Source organism: Ureibacillus thermophilus (genome assembly GCF_004331915.1).
Lineage (GTDB): Bacteria > Bacillota > Bacilli > Bacillales_A > Planococcaceae > Ureibacillus > Ureibacillus thermophilus.
This window is the reverse complement of record NZ_CP036528.1, coordinates 1,715,139-1,734,420: the sequence shown is the minus strand read 5'-3', so window position 1 is coordinate 1,734,420 and position 19,282 is coordinate 1,715,139. Positions and strand designations below refer to the sequence as shown.

The 19,282-nt window shown below is 37.3% G+C and carries 18 protein-coding genes; 4 read left to right on the top strand and 14 right to left on the bottom strand.

Annotated features, from left to right (window positions below):
• Window positions 1-126: 126 nt before the first annotated feature.
• The 9 genes from DKZ56_RS08575 to DKZ56_RS08535 form a co-directional block, all read right to left on the bottom strand.
• The gene (locus tag DKZ56_RS08575) at window positions 127-1,806 is read right to left on the bottom strand and encodes a formate--tetrahydrofolate ligase (protein ID WP_425471020.1); all 1,680 of its coding nucleotides are present in this window, start codon (window positions 1,804-1,806) and stop codon (window positions 127-129) included.
• 310 nt (window positions 1,807-2,116) lie between these two features.
• Entirely contained in the window at window positions 2,117-3,010 is an 894-nt protein-coding gene (locus DKZ56_RS08570; protein WP_208649600.1) for a putative bifunctional diguanylate cyclase/phosphodiesterase, read from the bottom strand.
• Window positions 2,991-3,236 carry a hypothetical protein gene (locus tag DKZ56_RS08565; RefSeq protein ID WP_208649599.1) on the bottom strand — a complete coding sequence of 82 codons (246 nt, stop codon included), beginning with the start codon at window positions 3,234-3,236 and terminating at the stop codon, window positions 2,991-2,993. The genes DKZ56_RS08570 and DKZ56_RS08565 overlap by 20 nt, the downstream gene beginning before the upstream one ends.
• Window positions 3,237-3,290: 54 nt before the next feature.
• On the bottom strand, window positions 3,291-4,043 hold the full coding sequence (locus tag DKZ56_RS08560) for a VOC family protein (RefSeq protein WP_208649598.1): 753 nt from the start codon (window positions 4,041-4,043) through the stop codon (window positions 3,291-3,293).
• 12 nt (window positions 4,044-4,055) lie between these two features.
• Window positions 4,056-4,574, bottom strand: a complete 519-nt coding sequence (locus DKZ56_RS08555; protein WP_208649597.1) for a YbaK/EbsC family protein — start codon at window positions 4,572-4,574, stop codon at window positions 4,056-4,058.
• A 100-nt stretch (window positions 4,575-4,674) separates the two neighbouring features.
• The gene (locus tag DKZ56_RS08550; protein ID WP_208649596.1) at window positions 4,675-5,349 is read right to left on the bottom strand and encodes a phosphopantothenoylcysteine decarboxylase domain-containing protein; all 675 of its coding nucleotides are present in this window, start codon (window positions 5,347-5,349) and stop codon (window positions 4,675-4,677) included.
• A 278-nt stretch (window positions 5,350-5,627) separates the two neighbouring features.
• Window positions 5,628-5,822 carry a zinc-finger domain-containing protein gene (locus DKZ56_RS08545; RefSeq protein WP_208649595.1) on the bottom strand — a complete coding sequence of 65 codons (195 nt, stop codon included), beginning with the start codon at window positions 5,820-5,822 and terminating at the stop codon, window positions 5,628-5,630.
• 183 nt (window positions 5,823-6,005) lie between these two features.
• Window positions 6,006-7,577, bottom strand: coding sequence for a DUF4179 domain-containing protein (locus DKZ56_RS08540; protein ID WP_208649594.1), 1,572 nt, complete (start codon window positions 7,575-7,577; stop codon window positions 6,006-6,008).
• Entirely contained in the window at window positions 7,555-8,112 is a 558-nt protein-coding gene (locus DKZ56_RS08535) for an RNA polymerase sigma factor (RefSeq protein ID WP_208649593.1), read from the bottom strand. Before DKZ56_RS08535 ends, DKZ56_RS08540 begins: the two co-directional genes overlap by 23 nt.
• A gap of 175 nt (window positions 8,113-8,287) precedes the next feature.
• Here DKZ56_RS08535 and DKZ56_RS08530 point away from each other — a divergent pair, with 175 nt between their 5' ends.
• On the top strand, window positions 8,288-8,677 hold the full coding sequence (locus DKZ56_RS08530; protein WP_208649592.1) for a ribonuclease HI family protein: 390 nt from the start codon (window positions 8,288-8,290) through the stop codon (window positions 8,675-8,677).
• 17 nt (window positions 8,678-8,694) lie between these two features.
• Here DKZ56_RS08530 and coaW read toward each other — a convergent pair whose 3' ends face one another.
• Both coaW and DKZ56_RS08520 read right to left on the bottom strand, forming a co-directional pair.
• Window positions 8,695-9,558, bottom strand: a complete 864-nt coding sequence (coaW, locus tag DKZ56_RS08525) for a type II pantothenate kinase (protein WP_208649591.1) — start codon at window positions 9,556-9,558, stop codon at window positions 8,695-8,697.
• Window positions 9,559-9,693: 135 nt separating this feature from the next.
• Window positions 9,694-10,752 carry a 3'-5' exonuclease gene (locus DKZ56_RS08520; protein ID WP_208649590.1) on the bottom strand — a complete coding sequence of 353 codons (1,059 nt, stop codon included), beginning with the start codon at window positions 10,750-10,752 and terminating at the stop codon, window positions 9,694-9,696.
• A gap of 224 nt (window positions 10,753-10,976) precedes the next feature.
• On the opposite strand from DKZ56_RS08520, the gene DKZ56_RS08515 reads away from it, so the two are divergent.
• Window positions 10,977-11,804 carry a squalene/phytoene synthase family protein gene (locus DKZ56_RS08515; RefSeq protein WP_208649589.1) on the top strand — a complete coding sequence of 276 codons (828 nt, stop codon included), beginning with the start codon at window positions 10,977-10,979 and terminating at the stop codon, window positions 11,802-11,804.
• Window positions 11,805-11,857: 53 nt separating this feature from the next.
• Here the strand turns inward: DKZ56_RS08515 and DKZ56_RS08510 are convergent, their stop codons facing one another.
• The gene (locus DKZ56_RS08510; RefSeq protein ID WP_390264656.1) at window positions 11,858-13,618 is read right to left on the bottom strand and encodes a D-serine ammonia-lyase; all 1,761 of its coding nucleotides are present in this window, start codon (window positions 13,616-13,618) and stop codon (window positions 11,858-11,860) included.
• 178 nt (window positions 13,619-13,796) lie between these two features.
• On the opposite strand from DKZ56_RS08510, the gene gdhA reads away from it, so the two are divergent.
• Window positions 13,797-15,167: an NADP-specific glutamate dehydrogenase gene (gene gdhA / locus DKZ56_RS08500; protein ID WP_208649588.1), complete on the top strand. Its 1,371-nt coding sequence runs from the start codon at window positions 13,797-13,799 to the stop codon at window positions 15,165-15,167.
• Between the two features lie 157 nt (window positions 15,168-15,324).
• Complete coding sequence (locus DKZ56_RS08495; protein WP_208649587.1) at window positions 15,325-15,993, top strand: Yip1 family protein; 669 nt, start codon at window positions 15,325-15,327, stop codon at window positions 15,991-15,993.
• Between the two features lie 116 nt (window positions 15,994-16,109).
• Here DKZ56_RS08495 and DKZ56_RS08490 read toward each other — a convergent pair whose 3' ends face one another.
• Complete coding sequence (locus tag DKZ56_RS08490; RefSeq protein ID WP_208649586.1) at window positions 16,110-17,315, bottom strand: NAD(P)-dependent malic enzyme; 1,206 nt, start codon at window positions 17,313-17,315, stop codon at window positions 16,110-16,112.
• 415 nt (window positions 17,316-17,730) lie between these two features.
• Window positions 17,731-18,648: a stalk domain-containing protein gene (locus DKZ56_RS08485; RefSeq protein ID WP_208649585.1), complete on the bottom strand. Its 918-nt coding sequence runs from the start codon at window positions 18,646-18,648 to the stop codon at window positions 17,731-17,733.
• Between the last annotated feature and the right edge of the window lie 634 nt (window positions 18,649-19,282).

Here is a 19,282-nt window from a genome sequence, read left to right as displayed (position 1 = left end):
GGCTGAAAAAGCACCGCTTATACATGAATTGGGCATTTTAATCCTCAAATAGATTAACCTATTTGGAAAAATAAAATAAAGTAGTGGACGTGAGAAACTCATCCGTTCCTCACGTCCACTTTACGTTTAAAACAATCCGACTGCATTTCCTTTTTCATCTACATCCATTTTTAACGCTGCTGGTGCTTTTGGAAGTCCAGGCATTGTCATAATTTCGCCTGTTAAGCAAACTAAAAAGCCTGCACCTAATTTTGGTATGATTTCTCTAACTGTAATCGTAAACCCTTGTGGACAGCCCAATAATTTCGGATGATCGGATAATGAATATTGGGTTTTTGCCATACAGATTGGTAAGTTGCTCCATCCGTTTTCTTCAATTTGTTTTAATTGTTTTTTTGCTTGATCCGCAAAAACAACGCCGGCACCGCCGTATACTTTTTGTACAATCGTTGTAATTTTTTGTTCGATGGAATCAGATAAATCGTATAGAGGAGCAAATTGTTTAGGTTCATTTAATACTTCAAGCACGTGTTTTGCAAGGTCAATACCGCCTTTTCCGCCTTCTTCCCATACGTTAGTTCTTGCAATGCGAACATTTTTAGTTTTTGCCCAATTCAATAGCGCTTGAATTTCATCCTCTGTATCAGTGATAAAGCGATTCACTGCGACGATTGGCTCAATGCCGAAATTTCTAACTGTTTGCACATGGCGTTCCAAATTGGAAATGCCTTTCAATAATGCAGATACATTTTCCTTTGTCAATTCGCTTTTCTCCACTCCGCCATGCATTTTTAATGCGCGAATCGTTGTTACAATGACGACTGCATCTGGATGGAATCCGCCTTTTCTTGCCTTGATGTCCATAAATTTTTCAGCGCCTAAATCCGCTCCAAAACCGGCTTCCGTTACGACAATATCGGCAAGTTTTCGGGCTGTTTGTGTAGCAATGATGGAATTGCAGCCGTGAGCAATGTTTGCAAAAGGCCCTCCGTGAATTAGTGCAGGCGTTCCTTCTATCGTTTGTACAATATTTGGCTTGAACGCCTCTTTTAAAATGAGGGTTAATGCCCCTTCAATTCCTAAATCCCGCACAAAAACAGGCTTGCGGTCGTATGTGTAGCCAATCAAAATATTCGATAGACGTTCCTTTAAATCCTCAAGGCTTGTGGCTAAACAAAATACAGCCATAATTTCAGAGGCTACAGTAATATCAAAGCCATCTTCCCTTGGGATCCCTTGTGTCGGTCCACCCAACCCAACGACCACTTTTCGAAGGGCCCGGTCATTCATATCTAAAACGCGCTTCCAGATAATTCGTCTTGGGTCAATGTTCAGCTCGTTTCCTTGATGGATATGATTGTCGATGATGGCAGAAATTAAATTATTGGCTGTTGTAATAGCGTGAAAATCTCCATTGAAATGTAAGTTAATTTCTTCCATTGGCAGCACTTGTGCATAGCCGCCTCCTGTTGCCCCTCCTTTAATGCCAAATACAGGTCCTAAAGAAGGTTCACGAAGAGCAACCATCACCTTTTGATTTAATTGTTTTAATGCGTCGGAAAGTCCAATGGTAACAGTCGTTTTGCCTTCCCCGGCAGGCGTTGGATTTGTCGCAGTGACAAGCACAACTTTTCCTTTCGGCTCTCCTGGGATTTTCGCCGGATCAATTTTTCCTTTATAGCGCCCATATTGTTCAAGGGCATCTTCAGGAATATGGGCATTTCTTGCAATTTCACTAATCGGTTTCATTTCTGCATTGTAGGCAATTTCCAAATCTGTCAACGGTTTTGTTACTGTCATAACCATTCCTCTTTCTTTTGAAGCTGATTATTGAATTTTCATAACTGTGTACTAGATTAAAATGGCTAAAAAGGCAAATAAAAATACCATCAATGTGAGGTTTACCATTAAGTTTTGGATTGCTCACTTTTTATCCATTTTTTTATAAACAACTCTTCTAAAAATTCTTTGCCAATACCATTCGCCCCATGGTTACCATTATACTATTATTCTTGTAAAATTCCCCATAGGTTTTTTCATTTAAATGTTGGAAAATATATTATTTTTCATTACTAAAAAAGAATTGAATGGTTTTCAATTCTTGACATTTATTCAATTATTTCATTATCTCTAAATAGTTTTTCTCAAATTCTTCGATTAGGCATGGTTTAGCGAAATAATATCCTTGGATATAGCGGCAATTTAAACTTAAAAGGAAGTCTAATTCCTCTCTTGTTTCCACCCCTTCTGCAATCACTTCCAAATTCAATTGCTGCGCCACTTTTATCATAGCAGATGTAATGCTAGCGTTTTCGGGATTGTTGGCGATATTTCGAACGAACGACTGGTCGATTTTTACGCCATCCAATCGGAAAGTTTTCAAGTAATTAAAGGAAGAATAGCCTGTACCAAAATCATCGATGTAAATTTTGACGCCCATTTCTTTTAATTCTTTTAAAGTTTTTTGCACCATTTCTTCGTTGCGCATAATCGAATTTTCTGTAATTTCAATTTCTAACCATTTCCCTTCCAAATCATAATGTTTTAACAACTTTCGAATCCCTTCTGCAAAACCTTGCTTCAGAAAACTCTTTGAAGTTATATTAATGCTCACCGGGATGAGTGAAAAACCGTTTTTTTTCCATACCGCTAACTGCTTGCAAACTTTTTTCATCATCCATTCGCCAATCGGGCCAATTAACCCTGATTCTTCCGCTACGGGAATAAATTTTCCCGGCGGCACTAATCCATATTCTGGATGATTCCAGCGAATAAGGGATTCCGCACCTACTATTTTTAGGATAAACCGCTTGGGCAATGGCGGAATAAGGGAGGACAAAGCTGTTGCCCCATCCATAACAGGAAGCTGCTCCGACAATTTTAAAATGGCTTCCTCGTCTAAAGTTGCCACTTTTGAATCTTCTTCAAAGGGCAGAGATTCATAAATATTCACTTCCGCAGAAACCGTCGGAATGCTCTCTATATATTCCTTATAAATCGACCAAATCAAACTTGCCGCTAAAGTAATACAAGAGATGGCTACAAACCAACATTTCCTTTTCTTTATTGTAAAATAGCGGAATCAAATAGCTATAAACAGCAAATAAAGAACAATAACACAGCATGATAAAAGGAATCCATTCAAAAGTTCCGACGAATAGCGCTATAACCGACACGACAAAGGTGGAAAAATAAAGAATCCCCAAAACAAGCAGGGCAACAAAAATTTTTGCCATCTTAAAAAAACCTCCTTCCCATACATTCCTTGCCTAGGAGGTTTTTTTCCTTTTTTAGCGTGAAAATCTATAATTCCCCTGTTCCAAAATAACTTGCTTTTCTGCTTTTGCTCCCTTTATAACTACTTCAGTAATCTCATTTTTTTCGCCTAAAGTAAAACGGAAATCGCAATTGGGCGCCTTGAGTTTTATGTAGGATGGTGTACTTTCCATTATTTTATGTTGAAATAGCTCGGACCATTTCTTCGCCCACCCTAAATCGTTTACCTCGAAAGCAATTTCAGCGATTGCCAAGTCACCTTCTGGATGCTTTTGAATCGTTCCATTATGAATTAAGTCGTTGTATCGATCTTCATCTGAACCGTCCCATTGAATGAGAAACGGAAATTCAAAGGGAAACTCTTTTTTTCCAAAATGGAGCAATTTCCATGTCAAAATGCTTCCATCCGGCCGAACCCTTGAAAAAGAATCAGGCCCAATCACTTCATATCCTTTCTCCCGAAGCTTTTCTGCATCCTTTTCAATGGTGGACGTTCTTAAAGCAATTCTCGTCAATCCTTGTTGTTCATTGCGTTTTTTATAGGAAGCATGCAATGTATAAGGAACTTTTGCCGATTCCTCCAAGAGATTTTGGTCAAACACGCCGATAAATTCGATGTAGGAAAGCCCAAAGTAGCAAAGGGAATTGTACGTTCCCCACATTTCATGTTTTCCGCCTTCCACTGTGTGAAGGCCAAGCTCTCTTGTTTTTTCAACCATGGCTTTCGGCTCTTTAACAAAATGTACGATATGATCAAGCAAATACATCCAATTCCTCCTCTAGCTTTCTATAGTCGCTGCTATCTCATGTACATCGGATAACGATTCATCCCAATCTTTTCCAACATCTACCCAACCCTTTGAGTAAGAATATTCAAACAATTCATCGCATGTTAATTCAATGGCGGAATTGATGCTGCCACATGCAGGAAATACCGTTGAGAAACGTTTTAGCGAAATATCTAAATATACAGCTAAATCATAGGCCAAACCAAAGGGACAAACGCCTCCTACCACATGCCCTGTAAAATGCTCCACTTCTTCCGCGCTTAACATTTTTGCTTTCACGCCAAATGTGGCTTTAAATTTTTTGTTGTCAATTTTTGCATCACCTGCAGCCACTACTAAAAAGGCGTTTCCGTCTTTATCTTTAAAGGATAAAGTTTTGGCAATTCTTGCTGGAATCACATTTAATGCAATAGCTGCCTGCTCAACAGTTGCGCTGATTTCCTCATATTCCAATATATCTTGTTCACGGTTAAATTTTCTGAAGTGTTCTTTAACACTTTCTAGTGACATAACCCATCCATCCTCCAATCCCTATAAAACATACTCGAATTATTTATTATTGCATAGAAAGAAAAGACTAGTCAAACTAGTCTTTCATTATCAATTCATTTTATACTCTTTCAGCCAAAATTTCCAATAACTTTCTTGCTGTTTGTTCTTTTCCTTGCACTTCGATGACATCTCCAGCGGCAGAAAGGATGTAATGCTTCACATCGCCATATAACGATTGGGAACTGTTAGCGACCATAAAATCTGCATTGGATTCCTTCATTCGCAGCTTGGCACGTTCAATTAAATAGCCGACGTCCTCCGTTGCTTCAAGCTTAAAGCCGACAAGGGTTGTTTCCGAATCCCAGCCTTTAATTTTCCCTAAAATTTTTGGCGCTTTTTTAAAATGGATAATTGGCGGTTCATCTGAAGACATTTTCCCTGTTTCTGTGATTAAATTTCCCTTTTGGTCATACACCTTGTCCACCAGCCAGTCAGAACCGGCTGCAGCCATAATGACAATGTCGATTTTTTCCTTTTGTAGAATATCTTTTATTTTTTCTCCTAAATCAACAATCCCTTCAAACCCGACAAGGCGCATGGATTCTTTATGTTTTGGGAGTTTGGTGAAATACCCATGCAAATAAATCACATCCGCCCCCATGGAAAATGCCGTTTCCGCCAAAAAGCAGCCCATTGTTCCTTTTGAAAGATTCGTATGCCCCCGAACCCGATCCCATTTTTCTAGGGTTCCTCCACTGGCAATAAGCACTTTTTTTCTTTCTAATGTTTTCACAGCTATCACCTATTATTTATCAGTCGTTATAGCTTAAGTTTACTTAAATTCATGTCAATTTTCATTAATAAATTATATTTTTTCTATTTTACTAAAATAAAAAAGCAGCCCCTTATCGGAAGCTGCTCAATCTATGGTAACCAACCGTGTAATTTAATGCTCAGAGGAAATCAATAATAAAAAATTGCTATATGTAAAAGAGAGAGCATTAATTACGTTAATAATATTATCATTTTTTTATTATTCATTCAAATGGTAAATAGTGCTAAAGTTCCGTTTCATTCTTTCTCTTGGATTTTCAATAATTCGTTTCCTAAAAATTGCAGCTGCTCCCCAATGGAACATTGTTCTATGCAAAAGCGGTGCGCTCCCGCTTTCCCTCTTGTTTGTCGCAAATCCCTTTTAATAGGGCAATCAATGCAATAAGTATCAATTAGTTCATCTATATCTTTTATGACAGCACTTTTGTTCACAAAACCCGTTCCCCCTTTTTTTCGTTTCTATATTTTACTATCGATTTTTTTTATTTGTCAAAGCGCATATCATCATTTTCCTGTTTTCAAAATTATAATCCATGCAAAGTATCTCACAAAAATTCGAATCAATACAAAAAAGCAGAAGTTCCTATGGCTTCATAAGAACTTCTGCCTTGAAGATTATTTAAATAATGGTACACGCCATTCTTGTTCAAGCTCTTTAACTTCCTTTTCACCAATGAGGTGGAGGGTCATTTCATCAGGAACTTTTTTCAAAGTATCCGGACTCATTATAATGGAATATTGGAAACGTCCTTGTTTATCTCTTTCATCTGATACGGATTCACTTTTGCTCGTAATCTCATGCATTTTTCCTTCTTTATCTTCAATTACCCAATCTACTAAATGAGGTGATTTTGGAGCAACAAATCCAGACATTTCAATTTCCACATTTTTCTTTGAATTCACCTTAACGGATTTAATCGTTAATTCATACCCTTTATATTTAAATGTTTTTGGCAACTCATCTGGTTTAAATGTAATCGAGAAATCCGAGAACTTCGGCATATAAATCGTATCTAATACGAAATATAACTGTCCTTCATTTTTTTGCGGTGTAAAGGAGTCAATTTTACTTATCGGTGCGAAATTATTAGGGTCTCCTTCAAATCGGCCGCTGCCGCTGAGCATATTTTTTGAAACCGGATGTCCTTTGTCTTCCTCTACATAAACATTTTCATACCCAAGTATATTTCCATTGCTATCTTCTATGCGATAACCAATGGATAAATAATCATACAAAAATGATTGGACAATCTTTCTGCCAAACTTTTTTTCCTTCTCTTTCATTTGTTGTTTCAGTTTTTCTTTTGCTTCATCTGTATAGCCAATTGTATAGTAAATATCAGTTGTGGAAGTGGAAGAATTTACTTTATTTAAACGAAGATTTGCTCCTTCCATTTCAACCGATGTATCTAAATTCGCCACTTTTTGATGGCCAAAAGCGGTAGTTAAATCGACTGGAATCTCCATTTTCCAATGGCCATCTTTCCCCGCAAGATGATTTAGTTCAATTTGAATCGTTCCTTTTTTATATGGCTCATCAATGTCTACTAATGAAAATTCAAAAACTCCATATTCCTCATCATATGATCCCCAGCTCATTGAAAGGTTTTCCATCACTTTGTTATGTTCATCGATTAGCTTGAAGGAGTCTGGATTTAAATCAACATATGGATCCAACGTTTTCCCATTCTTGTTTGTTACACGATAAGAAAGAGCAATTCTTGAAGTATCGGCAATTAAATCTTCAACGTAAAGGGTAATTCCTTGATCGGTTACGGAACGATTGACAGGTGTGGCAATATCTGTATCAGCCGCTATTTGCAATCCTTCATCCACTCTGTCGCTTGTAAAGATTCCGCCTAATAGCTTTGCAAAGCCCGGATTTACCGATAACATAATTCCCCCTGCAAGAAGCACGCTTGCCGCCGTTCCAAATACCCATTTCAACGGACGGTGTTTTTTTCTTTTGTAAGGCTGCAACTCTTCAACCATTTTTTCTGCAAAATCATCCGGCAGCATTGGCGATTTCAATGTTTCTCCTAAAAATTCATTTTCCTTAATCAAAAATTCAATTTGTTGCGCACAATACGGACAAGAATGAAGGTGCCGTTCCAACGTTGCTTTTTCTTCATCATCAAGAAAACCTTCCACATAATCAAGCAGTTTATCCTCTTTCGGACACACCATACAGAACCCCTCCTTCTTGTACATTTTTTCGTAATTTCTTTTTTGCCCGGTACAACTTGTTGCGAACATCCATGATGGAAATGCCTAAAGCATCGCTGATTTCCGCATAGCTAAGATCGTTTGTGTAGCGCAAAAGCAAAATGATTCGCTCCTCTTCCGGCAAAGTTGACAACATTTTCTCCAGCTCCCGGCTTTTTTCGTTTTGCAATAACACAACTTCTGGTGTTTCATTGCTTTGGATGATTGCTTCTTCCATTTGTTCTGTTTGAATCCGTTTTTTGCGCAGTTCATCAATGCAGTGGTTAATGGCAATACGATACAACCAGCTTTTAAAAGGTCCTTTTTGATCGTACTTTGGAAGCCGTTCGTACACTTTAATAAATACTTCTTGAAGCATATCTTCTGCCGTCTGCGGATTTTTGGTCATGCGCAAAATCGTGGCATACAAGGGATTTTTATATTGATTGATGATGTGAATATATGCCCTTTTATCCCCTGCCAAAATTTGACGGATATAACGAAGTTCCTCATCCATGTTATTCCTCCTTTCCTTTTCACCTAATAAAACGAGAGTGGATATGAAAAAATCTCACTAGATGAAAAAATTTTTAAATGGAGACAAAAAATTGAATTTATTAATACTTTCCTCACGCGTATTTCTATAATTTCGCTATAATAGAATTGAAAAATATTTTATATTTGGGGGAAATATGTTAGAAGTTTATATCGATGGTGCCTCAAGCGGAAATCCCGGTCCAAGCGGAATCGGATTATTTATAAAAGGAGAAGGGCATTCCATTCAAATCGGAGAATTTATTGGCGATACGAATAATCATGTCGCCGAATTTATCGCTTTAATCCGCGGGTTGGAAGAAGCAAAAAAACTAGGAACGTCTTTCGTCTCTGTCCGCTCCGATTCAAAAATTGTCGTCAACTCTGTGGAAAAGAGATATGTAAAAAATGAAGTGTTCAAACCATATTTGGAAACCGCTTTAAAACTAGTAGAAGAATTTGAGCTGTTTTTTATTAAATGGATTCCAGAACAGCAAAATAAAGCAGCAGATCAGCTTGCGCGGCAAGCAATTCGAAAAGGAAAATAAAAATAATGGGATTCTTCTTATGTGAGAATCCCATTATTATCTTTCAGTTTGTTTCTTTGCTCTACTTTATTTAATAGAGCGCCAATGGCTCCTGAAAAACCGCAATCATTTAAAAAGACGGGCGTATGTTTTTTCAAAATGGTATAATTCGCAATAACTTCTTTCAAGTGTTCATTATTTGTTAATGTAGAACCAATGTAAATGATCGTTTCGGAATTTTTCATATCCGCATATTGGATACTTAATGTCGTAATGACTTCCCCGACTAGCGCTTGAATCGTTGCAAGCAAATCTGGAATCGGATATGAAGTGTGATTCAAAAGGTTGACTTTTCCAAAATTGCTTGCCGTCAAATGCCCTTCAATCGGAGGTTCCATACCTTCAAAAATATCCTTTACAAATAAGTCAATGAATTCCCGTTTCCCTTGTTTAGCAATTTTTGTAATTTCTTTAAAGTCTGAGAGCCCCGTCATAATAGTAGAAAGCCCAGTCAAGGTGCCTCCACCGATACCTGTCCCTCCGACGCGCACATGGGTGTCATTTTCCATATAATGGATACTTGTACCCGTCCCTACATTGGTAATGATGCTTTTTTGAATGTCATGGCCTTCTTTTTTTAATAAGTATTTTACACCCTTAATCGTAGCATCAAACTCCACCACATAATCAATGGATTTATTCATCTTAATCTTGGATAATAATTGTTCTGTGCGTCCGCCCGTAATCCCGATTTCTTCTATTTCAGGAAGCGATTCAATCCATTCCTTTACCAAGGTTAAATCTTTTGAAGGGAACACTTTAAATTGGAATTCATTTTGATCATCTAAAAAAGCGACTTTCGTTAAAGTGCCGCCTGCATCAATGCCTATCGTATTCCTCATAAACTTTCTCCTTTATTGATTCCCTCTCTACACTTTAACGGGATAAATTTGTTATTGCAATATTTTTTTAAAATTTTATTAAAATTCAAAACAGAAAATCATGATAGCAAAATTATATATTTTTAATGAATAAAATTAAACTTCTACAGCTTCCTTTGTGAATAAATTTCTTCTTTTAAACTCCTTAATTAGTTTGTGTCTATATCTGAATAATAATTGATATAAATTTTTTTCATATGTATGCAAAGGCTGGCCATTCATAGTAAAGTGGTTAACTGCATCTTGATTCTTTAATAAATTTTGCAATGTCATCACTTCCGTTCTCGGCATGACACATTGATGCAGACGGATGATGCGGGAAATTTGTTTTAAGCCGGATCGGGTAATCAGCACTTTATTTTCCATATCTTCAACAATTGTCCGCAAAAAATGGGACAATTCTTCATTTGGCAGTATTTCATGATATTCCGTTTTGACAATGCTGCCGTCCTCTTGAATAGTTTCCTTTTCTTTTTTCATGCAGAATAACGATTTATGTATGGAATTAATGGAATGGATGCTGATATTGGAAGGGAATACTTCACCTGTAACATAGGTTAAAAAGACTTCCAGATTCTGTTCTCCATGATGGACCTCACTTAACATAAGGGCAAATTGATTGGTCTTTTGTTTTTCAATGAGTGTATGCCCCTCTGCAGCTTTAAAAATATGATATAAGGTAATCGCATCTTGTAAAGCCCGATGTTGCTTTGATGTTTCCACTTCAAATTTTTCCATTAATTCGCTTAAACTTGGCTGCACTTTTAGTTGATTTTCAATCATATATTTTTGTTGAAAATCAACCATCGGATAAATAAAACGACGTTGGATTCGATTGCGGAAAAGTTCTTCTTCTAATACGATTCTGTCAAATTCGCCAAATGTAACAAAAATTGTATCTCCCCTGCTCCATTCTTTAAACTGCTTAATGACTTCTTTAAAGGAAGGAGCAAGAAGCAAATCTTCCGTATGAATACCTGTGAGTTCTTGAATTCGAGCATTTAATTTTTTAAATTTATAGGGCTGAATTAATTCGGAAAAGTACTCTACCTTATCATTCGGCATCCATTTTACAGCCCCAATTTCTATAATATGTTGTTTTCCGCGGACCATAGCCGCCTCTATATCTAAAAAAATATATGTTTCCTTCCTCACAAATGAATCCACCTTTTTCTATCAAACTATCCCCTCCCATTGTAACGAAAAGTCAAAAGAAAAACACGCAAATTAACATAAAAATATCGCTCATCTTTGTAAATCTTTTGAGGGGTATAATTTATTTATCTTGTCTAAAATAAAATTAGAAGTTTTATTTTTCTTTTTGGGAAAATTCATGTAGGATTAAATAGAAAGGTAATGATCGGAGGATTATTTGTCATATGAACAAAAAAGCACTCGAAAAAGATGCCATGCGAGTTTTAAAAGAAACAAGCCGCACTTTTTATATACCAATTACATTTTTAAAGAAAGATTTAAAAACAGCTGTCGCAAATGCTTATTTAATCATGCGCGCATTAGATGAAATTGAAGATAATGAACATCCTGAAGTCACGAATAAAATCAAATATTCCCTTTTAATGGAAACAAGTGAATTGCTGAAAGAAGAAACTTTTAATAATGAAAAATATTTGCAGCTGTTAGAACCTGTGAAACCATACATGCCGGAAGTAACGATTCGCATGAACGACTGGATTTCCTTATTGCCAGCTGGATCTGAAAAAATTGTGTGCGATGCTGCTAGTGAAATGGCCTTTGGTATGGCAAAGTGGGCAAAAGCCAATTGGGACATTCGCACGAAAGAAGATTTAGATGATTATACATATTATGTAGCCGGTCTTGTTGGGGTCATGCTTTCAGATTTATGGGAATGGGACAGCCAAGTAAAAACAGACCGGGAATTAGCCATTGGATACGGTAGAGGCTTGCAAGCGGTCAATATTTTGCGAAATCAGCATGAAGATTTCGAAACGCGCGGTGTCAGTTTCATTCCGGAAGGCTGGTCAAGGGAAGATTTATTCCATTATACAGAGGAAAACTTGCAAAAAGCCGATTGTTATATGGAGAATATTACGAAACGCTCCATTTTATTGTTCTGCCGATTGCCTCTTACCCTTGCCCACAAAACACTAAATGCTTTAAAAGAAGGAAAAGAAAAAGTCAGCCGAAGTGAAGTAGAAGAAACGGTGAAAGAAATTTTGGCAGATTAGCAGAAAGCTTGCCCAGAGGCGGAAGGTCGCCCTTTGGACAAGCTTTTTTATCTTCATCTATTTAAATATATTTCCCTCTGTTCTTTTGGAACCATATTGCCGCCTGTCCCCCACACAATGTGAGTTCCTTGATTGAATCGATCCATCAATCCATGCTTTTCGAAATAATCATTTCCTTCCTTCAACAATTGAATCGGTCCAAAAAGACTCGCATGACTTGAAGGCTCCATAAAAATTCCTTCCATACGAACCATTTCCTTCAAACTTTCAAATAAAAATTCATCTTCTACTGTATAGCATCCGCTCAAAATCGGTTCCATTAGCTTCCCTACAAATTTAGATGGCCGTCCAACCGCCAACCCATCCGCCTCAGTACGGTTCGTTAAGCCGATATCCTTCACGGAAATTTGATCATGCATTCCGGTCATCATTCCTAAAAGCATACACGGAGACTGAGTCGGCTCGCCGAAAAAAATATGGACATTTTCTTTATAAAGAGCCTTTAAACCAAATGCAACGCCTCCAGGTCCGCCGCCGACACCGCAAGGCAAATAAACAAACAACGGATGTTCTTGATTCACTGGAATTTTATAGTTTTCCAACTGTTTTTTGAGTCGAAGGGCGCCAACTGCATAGCCGCTAAACAAATCAATGGAATTTTCATCATCTACAAAATGGCACATTGGATCCTTTTCAGCCTGTTTTCTTCCTTCTTCAACAGCCAAGCTATAATCGGATTCATATTCAATCACTTGAACACCCTTTTCCCGAAGCAGCTGCTTTTTCCATTCCTTTGCATCCATCGACATATGCACCGTTGTTTGAAAGCCTAGTTTTGCGGCCATGATGCCAATGCTTAAACCTAAATTACCCGTTGAACCAACAGCGATTTTATATTGGCTAAAAAGTTCTTGAAAAGCTTTGTCCGCAAATTTAGAATAATCATCCGTTTCTTGAATGAATCCGTGCTTGATGGCAATTTGTTCTGCCAATTTTAATACTTCATAGATGCCGCCGCGCGCTTTAATGGAACCTGAAATTGGCAATTCGTGATCGCATTTTAATAGAAGTTTTCCAAAGAGCGGCTTGTCGGCATATTTCTCGATGAATGATTGCATCTTTGGAATTTCAATCAATTTGGATTCGATGATTCCTTGTAATTTTTTCGTTTCCGAAAACACAAACTGTATATATGCACTAAATCTTTGCAATCGCTTTTCTGCATTCAATACATCCTGAAAGGTAAAGGAATGATTTTCCGGCAATTCATCAGTTTTATTCGGATTTATCCATAAAACCGGCTTTGAAACCTTCATATTATCCATGATTTCTTGTTCTTTTTCCGAAAGTTGGCGCTGTAATTCAAGCATTTTCATTCTCCTTTTTGCATTTATCGCTCGTTCACAAATTTGTCGAAATTTTATTTCAAAGTCCAAATTATTTTTCTCTGTTCGTTTTTTCGGTCCTTTCGTTTTTCCGCCCGAACGACGAAATTTTGCATTTTCATGCCTAAAAAAGAGCATTTGATCTATGTTTTCATCTGTAAATTCTTTTCCATTTTGGTTTAAAACAAAGGCACCTTTTGCCAAACACATGGCAGCCAAACCGTAATCTTGTGTAATCACAATATCGTATTTTGAAACCGCATTCACTATAGCAAAATCAACGGAATCCCTTCCCTCTGACACTTGAATTGTTATTGCATTCTCTCTTTCGATGATATGGGAAGTATCGCAAAACAAGAATGGTTTCATCTCATATTGATATGAAACAAATATAGCAATATCAACGACTGGACACGCATCTGCATCGATTAGAACGGATATTATACGCCTTCATCCTCTCACTAAAATTTGGTAAAAAATATTATATTTAAATAATTTTATTTTACATTATTTTACTTTTTATTTTCCTAAAGGAAAATTTTAATGATTGAATTGTTAGAAAAATCGTAATAACATTTTCTCATAAGATTTCTAGGGGGGAACAACGGTGACAACATTAGTTAAAAACCAAAGCAATGCAAAAGAGTATATCGAATCCGTTTATAATCATCTTAAAAACAAATATGATTATCAACCAGAATTTTTACAAGCTGTGGAAGAGGTATTCTATACATTAGTACCAGTTTTTGAACAACATCCTGAATACATCGAACATAACATTCTTTCACGAATTGTTGAACCAGACCGCATCATCAGTTTCCGCGTTACTTGGCAAGATGATCAAAACCGTGTTCATGTAAACAAAGGCTATCGTGTACAATTCAATAATGTAATTGGACCATACAAAGGCGGTTTGCGTTTCCATCCGACAGTAAACGAATCCATTATGAAATTCTTGGCTTTTGAACAAATTTTCAAAAACGCTTTGACAGGTCTACCAATCGGCGGTGCAAAAGGCGGTTCCGACTTTGACCCTAAAGGAAAATCCGATGCGGAAATTATGCGTTTCTGCCAAGCATTTATGACTGAATTATACCGCCATATCGGCCCTGATGTCGATGTTCCTGCTGGAGATATCGGTGTCGGCGCCCGCGAAATCGGCTATTTATGGGGTCAATACAAACGCATTAAAGCAATGCACGAAGCAGGTGTGTTAACTGGTAAACAACCTGGCTACGGCGGTTCATTAGCTCGTAAAGAAGCAACTGGATACGGTTTAGTATACTTCGTTGAGGAAATGCTGCGCGACCAAAACCAATCCTTCTTAGACAAAACAATCGTCGTTTCTGGTTCTGGTAACGTTGCGATTTATGCCATTGAAAAAGCCCAACATTTCGGAGCAAAAGTCGTTGCATGCTCTGATTCCAACGGTTACATTTACGACCCAGAAGGCATTGATTTAAATGCTGTTAAGGAAATTAAAGAAGTAAAAGGTGAACGGATTAAAAAATATCTTGAATATCGTCCAAACGCAACTTATACAGAAGGCTGCAAAGGCATTTGGACAATTCCTTGCGATATTGCATTGCCTTGTGCAACTCAAAATGAAATCGACGAAGAATCTGCAAAAGCTTTGATTGCAAATGGCGTAAAAGTGGTTGCAGAAGGGGCAAATATGCCTTCAACTCCAGAAGCAATCAATGAATTTTTAGCAAATGGTGTATTATTCGGACCCGCAAAAGCTGCGAATGCAGGCGGTGTTGCAACTTCTGCTTTAGAAATGGCGCAAAACTCAAGCCGCACATACTGGTCTTTTGAAAAAGTGGATGAAAAACTTCACCAAATTATGAAAGATATTTACAGAACAAGCAAAGAATGTGCTGAAAAATATGGTTCACCAGGCAATTTAATGGTTGGTGCCAATATTGCTGGATTCATCAAAGTAGCAAACGGTATGGTTGCTGAAGGTTTATACTAATTTATCGATTTTTAGGGAAATTTCACTTGAATAAATAGGTATAGAACAATCGGGCCAATTGTTGTGCATTTTCACAGCAATTGGCTTTCTTTTTGCCTATTGAAGGTTGCTTCCGGATATGATTTACTTAAAAGTAACAAAAATAGGAGGTTTTGGGATGAACGAAATGGAAATTTCACCACAGGAATATGAAAAAATGAATCCGTTTATCACAATTTGGCGCCATCCGAAAAAAACAACCCGCTATATCATTAAAGAAAAAAATTATTTTTATATCATCATCTTCTTATCCCTTGGTTATATCGGAAGTACGTTCACAGGATTTATAGATCTTGGTTCTGACCTTGATTTTCTTCCTCTATGGGCATTGGTTTTATTCACCGTCATTCTTTCCCCTATATTTGGCATCATCGGCAATGCTTTTTCTGCTCTTGGTGTTTGGCTGATTGGAAAAATATTTTCGGGAAAAGGTACCTATGGGCAGATGTTTAAAGCCGCATCCTTAAGTGTTTGGCCCATGATTATGTTGATTCCGATTTACTTGCTTTGGATGTGGGTTGACCCAGACAGTTTATTCTATTTTAGCAATTCAGATTATAGTTTTATTTCCATCATCGCTTTACTTTTCACCATAGCTGCATTCATTTGGTCCATTGTCATCTATATTGGAGCCATCGCAGAAGCCCACCAGTTCTCCAATTGGAAGTCATTCTTTACAATACTCATCTTTTTGATTCCATTGTTCATCATTTTCTTCATCATCGTCTTTATTATCTTCCTGATTATGATTTTCTTAGGAATTGCCTTTTTATCCGACATCGTATAATTAAAATAAAAATATGGCTTGAATATCGAGAAGAAAGATCTTTTCAATTTCAAGCCATATTTTTATTATTTTTGTAAATAATCCGATAATTAGGCGTACTATTTTTATAGTTTTGCTTAAATCATGTTTAATTGTTGATTGTAGCTGCTATATAGTTTGGATGCACCAGACTCAATCGCCGCATCAGCTACAGCTTTTGCCACAGCCGGAACCACTCGTTCATCTAACGATTTTGGAATGACATAATCTTCTCGTAAATCTTTTTCGTCTACAAGGGATGCTATAGCACGAGCCGCTGCAATTTTCATTTCTTCATTAATCTCAGACGCTAATACATCCAATGCCCCTCTAAAAATGCCAGGAAACGCAAGAACATTGTTCACTTGGTTTGGATAGTCGGAGCGTCCTGTTCCAATAATTCGCACTCCCCAACGTTGTGCATTTTCATAAGTAATTTCTGGATTTGGATTTGCCAAAGCAAAAACAATTGGATCCCGCTTCATGGAATCAATATGTTCCTTTGTTAAAATATTTGCAACGGACACGCCGATAAATATGTCTGCGCCCACAATGGCATCATCTAAAGTGCCCTTCAATTTTTCAGGATTTGAAATCTTCGCCGTTTCTTCTTTGATGGCATTCATGGATGGGCGTCCTTCATAAAGAATCCCCTTTGAATCGCAAATAACGATATTTTCATAACCGAAACTTTTCAATAATTTCAATGTCGCAATCCCTGCTGCTCCTGCACCGTTAATGACAATTTTTACTTCTTTTTTATGTTTCCCTACAATCTTCAATGCATTTTCCAACCCAGCCGCCACAACAATCGCAGTTCCGTGTTGATCATCATGGAAGATCGGAATATTACATTCAGTTTTTAAACGTTCTTCTATTTCAAAGCAGCGAGGTGCTGCAATATCTTCCAAATTGATGGCACCAAATGTCGGCTCGATTGCCTTGACTGTCCGAACGATATCATCCACATCTTTTGTATTTAACGTAATCGGCACCGCATCTACATTTGCGAAACGCTTTAATAACAACGCTTTTCCTTCCATAACCGGAAGAGCTGCTTCTGGACCAATATCCCCCAACCCTAACACTGCCGTTCCATCGGATACAACCGCAACTAAATTTCCTTTCATTGTATACTCATAAACTCGCATCGGGCTTTTCTCGATTTCTTGGCAAGGCGCTGCAACACCTGGAGAATAAGCTAAGCTTAAATCCCGCACATCGTTTACAGGCACTTTCGAAATAATCTCCATTTTCCCCTTATAATGTCGATGCATTTCCAATGATTGTCTCATTAAATCCATGTATTCTCATCTCCCTACCACATTTTCAAATATTGTTTTTTGTATAATATTACTTTACTCCAATGAAGTCAATAACATTTTTTGTAAAAAGCCGTTAAAATCCTTATAATTAGCTGTTTTTGAAGCGCTTTCACAGATGTTTTTGGAGCTTATTATTAAAAATTTTGTCCGTTTTTTATTATATTAATATAATAAATAATCCACTTTTCACATATAAAACGTTGATTTCACAAGATTTGTTTTGTGAAATTAAAAACAGACTACTTTACATTGGCAAATATGAATTTCTTCACATACTTCAATTAAAGAAAAATTGAAGTAGTCACAAAATTTTTATAATTTTAATAAAAAAAAAGAGACACCTCATGTCATCACGAGGCGCCTCTATCCTATAGTTGATAGCCCATTTTTATTGTTAATAGTGATCTACAAGTTCTTTTATAAACTCATAAGGTACATAAGTCTTGCGTGGTTCTAACAAGGCAGGCGATTCTGCAAATGTTTTTGTTGTTTGATTGTGCACGTAAGTTGCAGTGCCTCTAGTAAGGAGAAAAAATGTGCAGCCTTTTGAAACAACCGCTCCATTTCCAGTGGAATCTACTCGGTATCCCAGCTGTTCTGCAATTATTCGGAGCGGCACCATTTTTACACCGTTGATCATATAGTAATCTTCTTCCGCCAATTTATAGGCCTTCTCGGTCTCAGAAGATTTTTGCTCATTTTCATCCCGTTCCAACACAATCACTTTAGATGGGCTGGTCTGGGCCGGATAGCTTTCGAGCACTACTTCATAGAAAATCAATACTTCTTTATCGTTCACAGCTTCTTTATTCAATTTCGTTCCAGATAAGTTGATCATTTCGGTTTTTTCATTTAAATGAATCACTAAGTCTTTTGCTGAATTTAAAAAGTTTTGATCAAATTGATCCAGCTGCACTGTGCCAGGATTTTCAGTTTGCACAATGACAACATCCGGCGAATATTGAGGAGGGTAAATCATTATCATCGGCCTTGAACTGTCCACATAGGCTGTGATCGTCATGCCTTCTTTTAAAGAAACTTTTTTCCCTGCATTATCAAAAATCAATGTTTCTTCGTTAAAGTAAAAGGCAAATGGATTTTCTTCCGAATCAATGGTTGCAATGAAAAGCCCGTCTTGTTTTTCGGAAATTTTGCTAATCGTACCACTCACTTTAAAATAATTGAATTGATGCTCCGCCTTTACTTCAACCGTTTCATTTGGATTCATTGCTTGCGCTTCTGCATTAAAAGGCAATATGGTCAAGCTGCCCATAAGCGCCAAAGCACAAAGGCACGACAAAGTTTTCTTCATACTCTCTCCCCTTTCTATTTCCGTTTTCGTATTATTAGTCGAATGATAATGGAAAAAGTTACAATGGAGCACATGAAAATTTTTATCAAATATCAAAAACGAGGCTGGGACATAAACCAAAAATTATAGGGGCAGCTGCAAGAGTTTTGATAAAAAATTGAACTAACGAAAAATTGATTGGAGTGACGGGGCGAGTTCCTGTCGCGCACGCTTAGTCATAAAGCAAAGTTTTCCTGCGACGAGCCCTCTCGAGACCACGAGGAGCGAAGGAATGAATCAGAGGAGAGTCTAGCCGGGCCCGCGGAAAGCGTCCCCGGAACGGAAATCAATTTTTATTAACATATCAAAAAAGAGGCTGGGACAAAACCCCCTCTAAAATGGAAACAGCCCATGAAATTTTGGAATGAAATTTCATGGGCTGTTTTTCATTTTTTCAATAAAAAATAAGGACCTCTTCTGTTAAAATTAAGTTACCACCAAAACCAACAGAAAGAAGGGTCCTTATGTTCAAATATTATAACATGAATCAATTAGTTTTGCCTCTAGATTTAGAAATAAAATTACAAGAAAATGATATTGCCTTCCACATTCACCATTTAGTTGAAAGTATTCCAGATGAAGCCTTCCAGCCGTT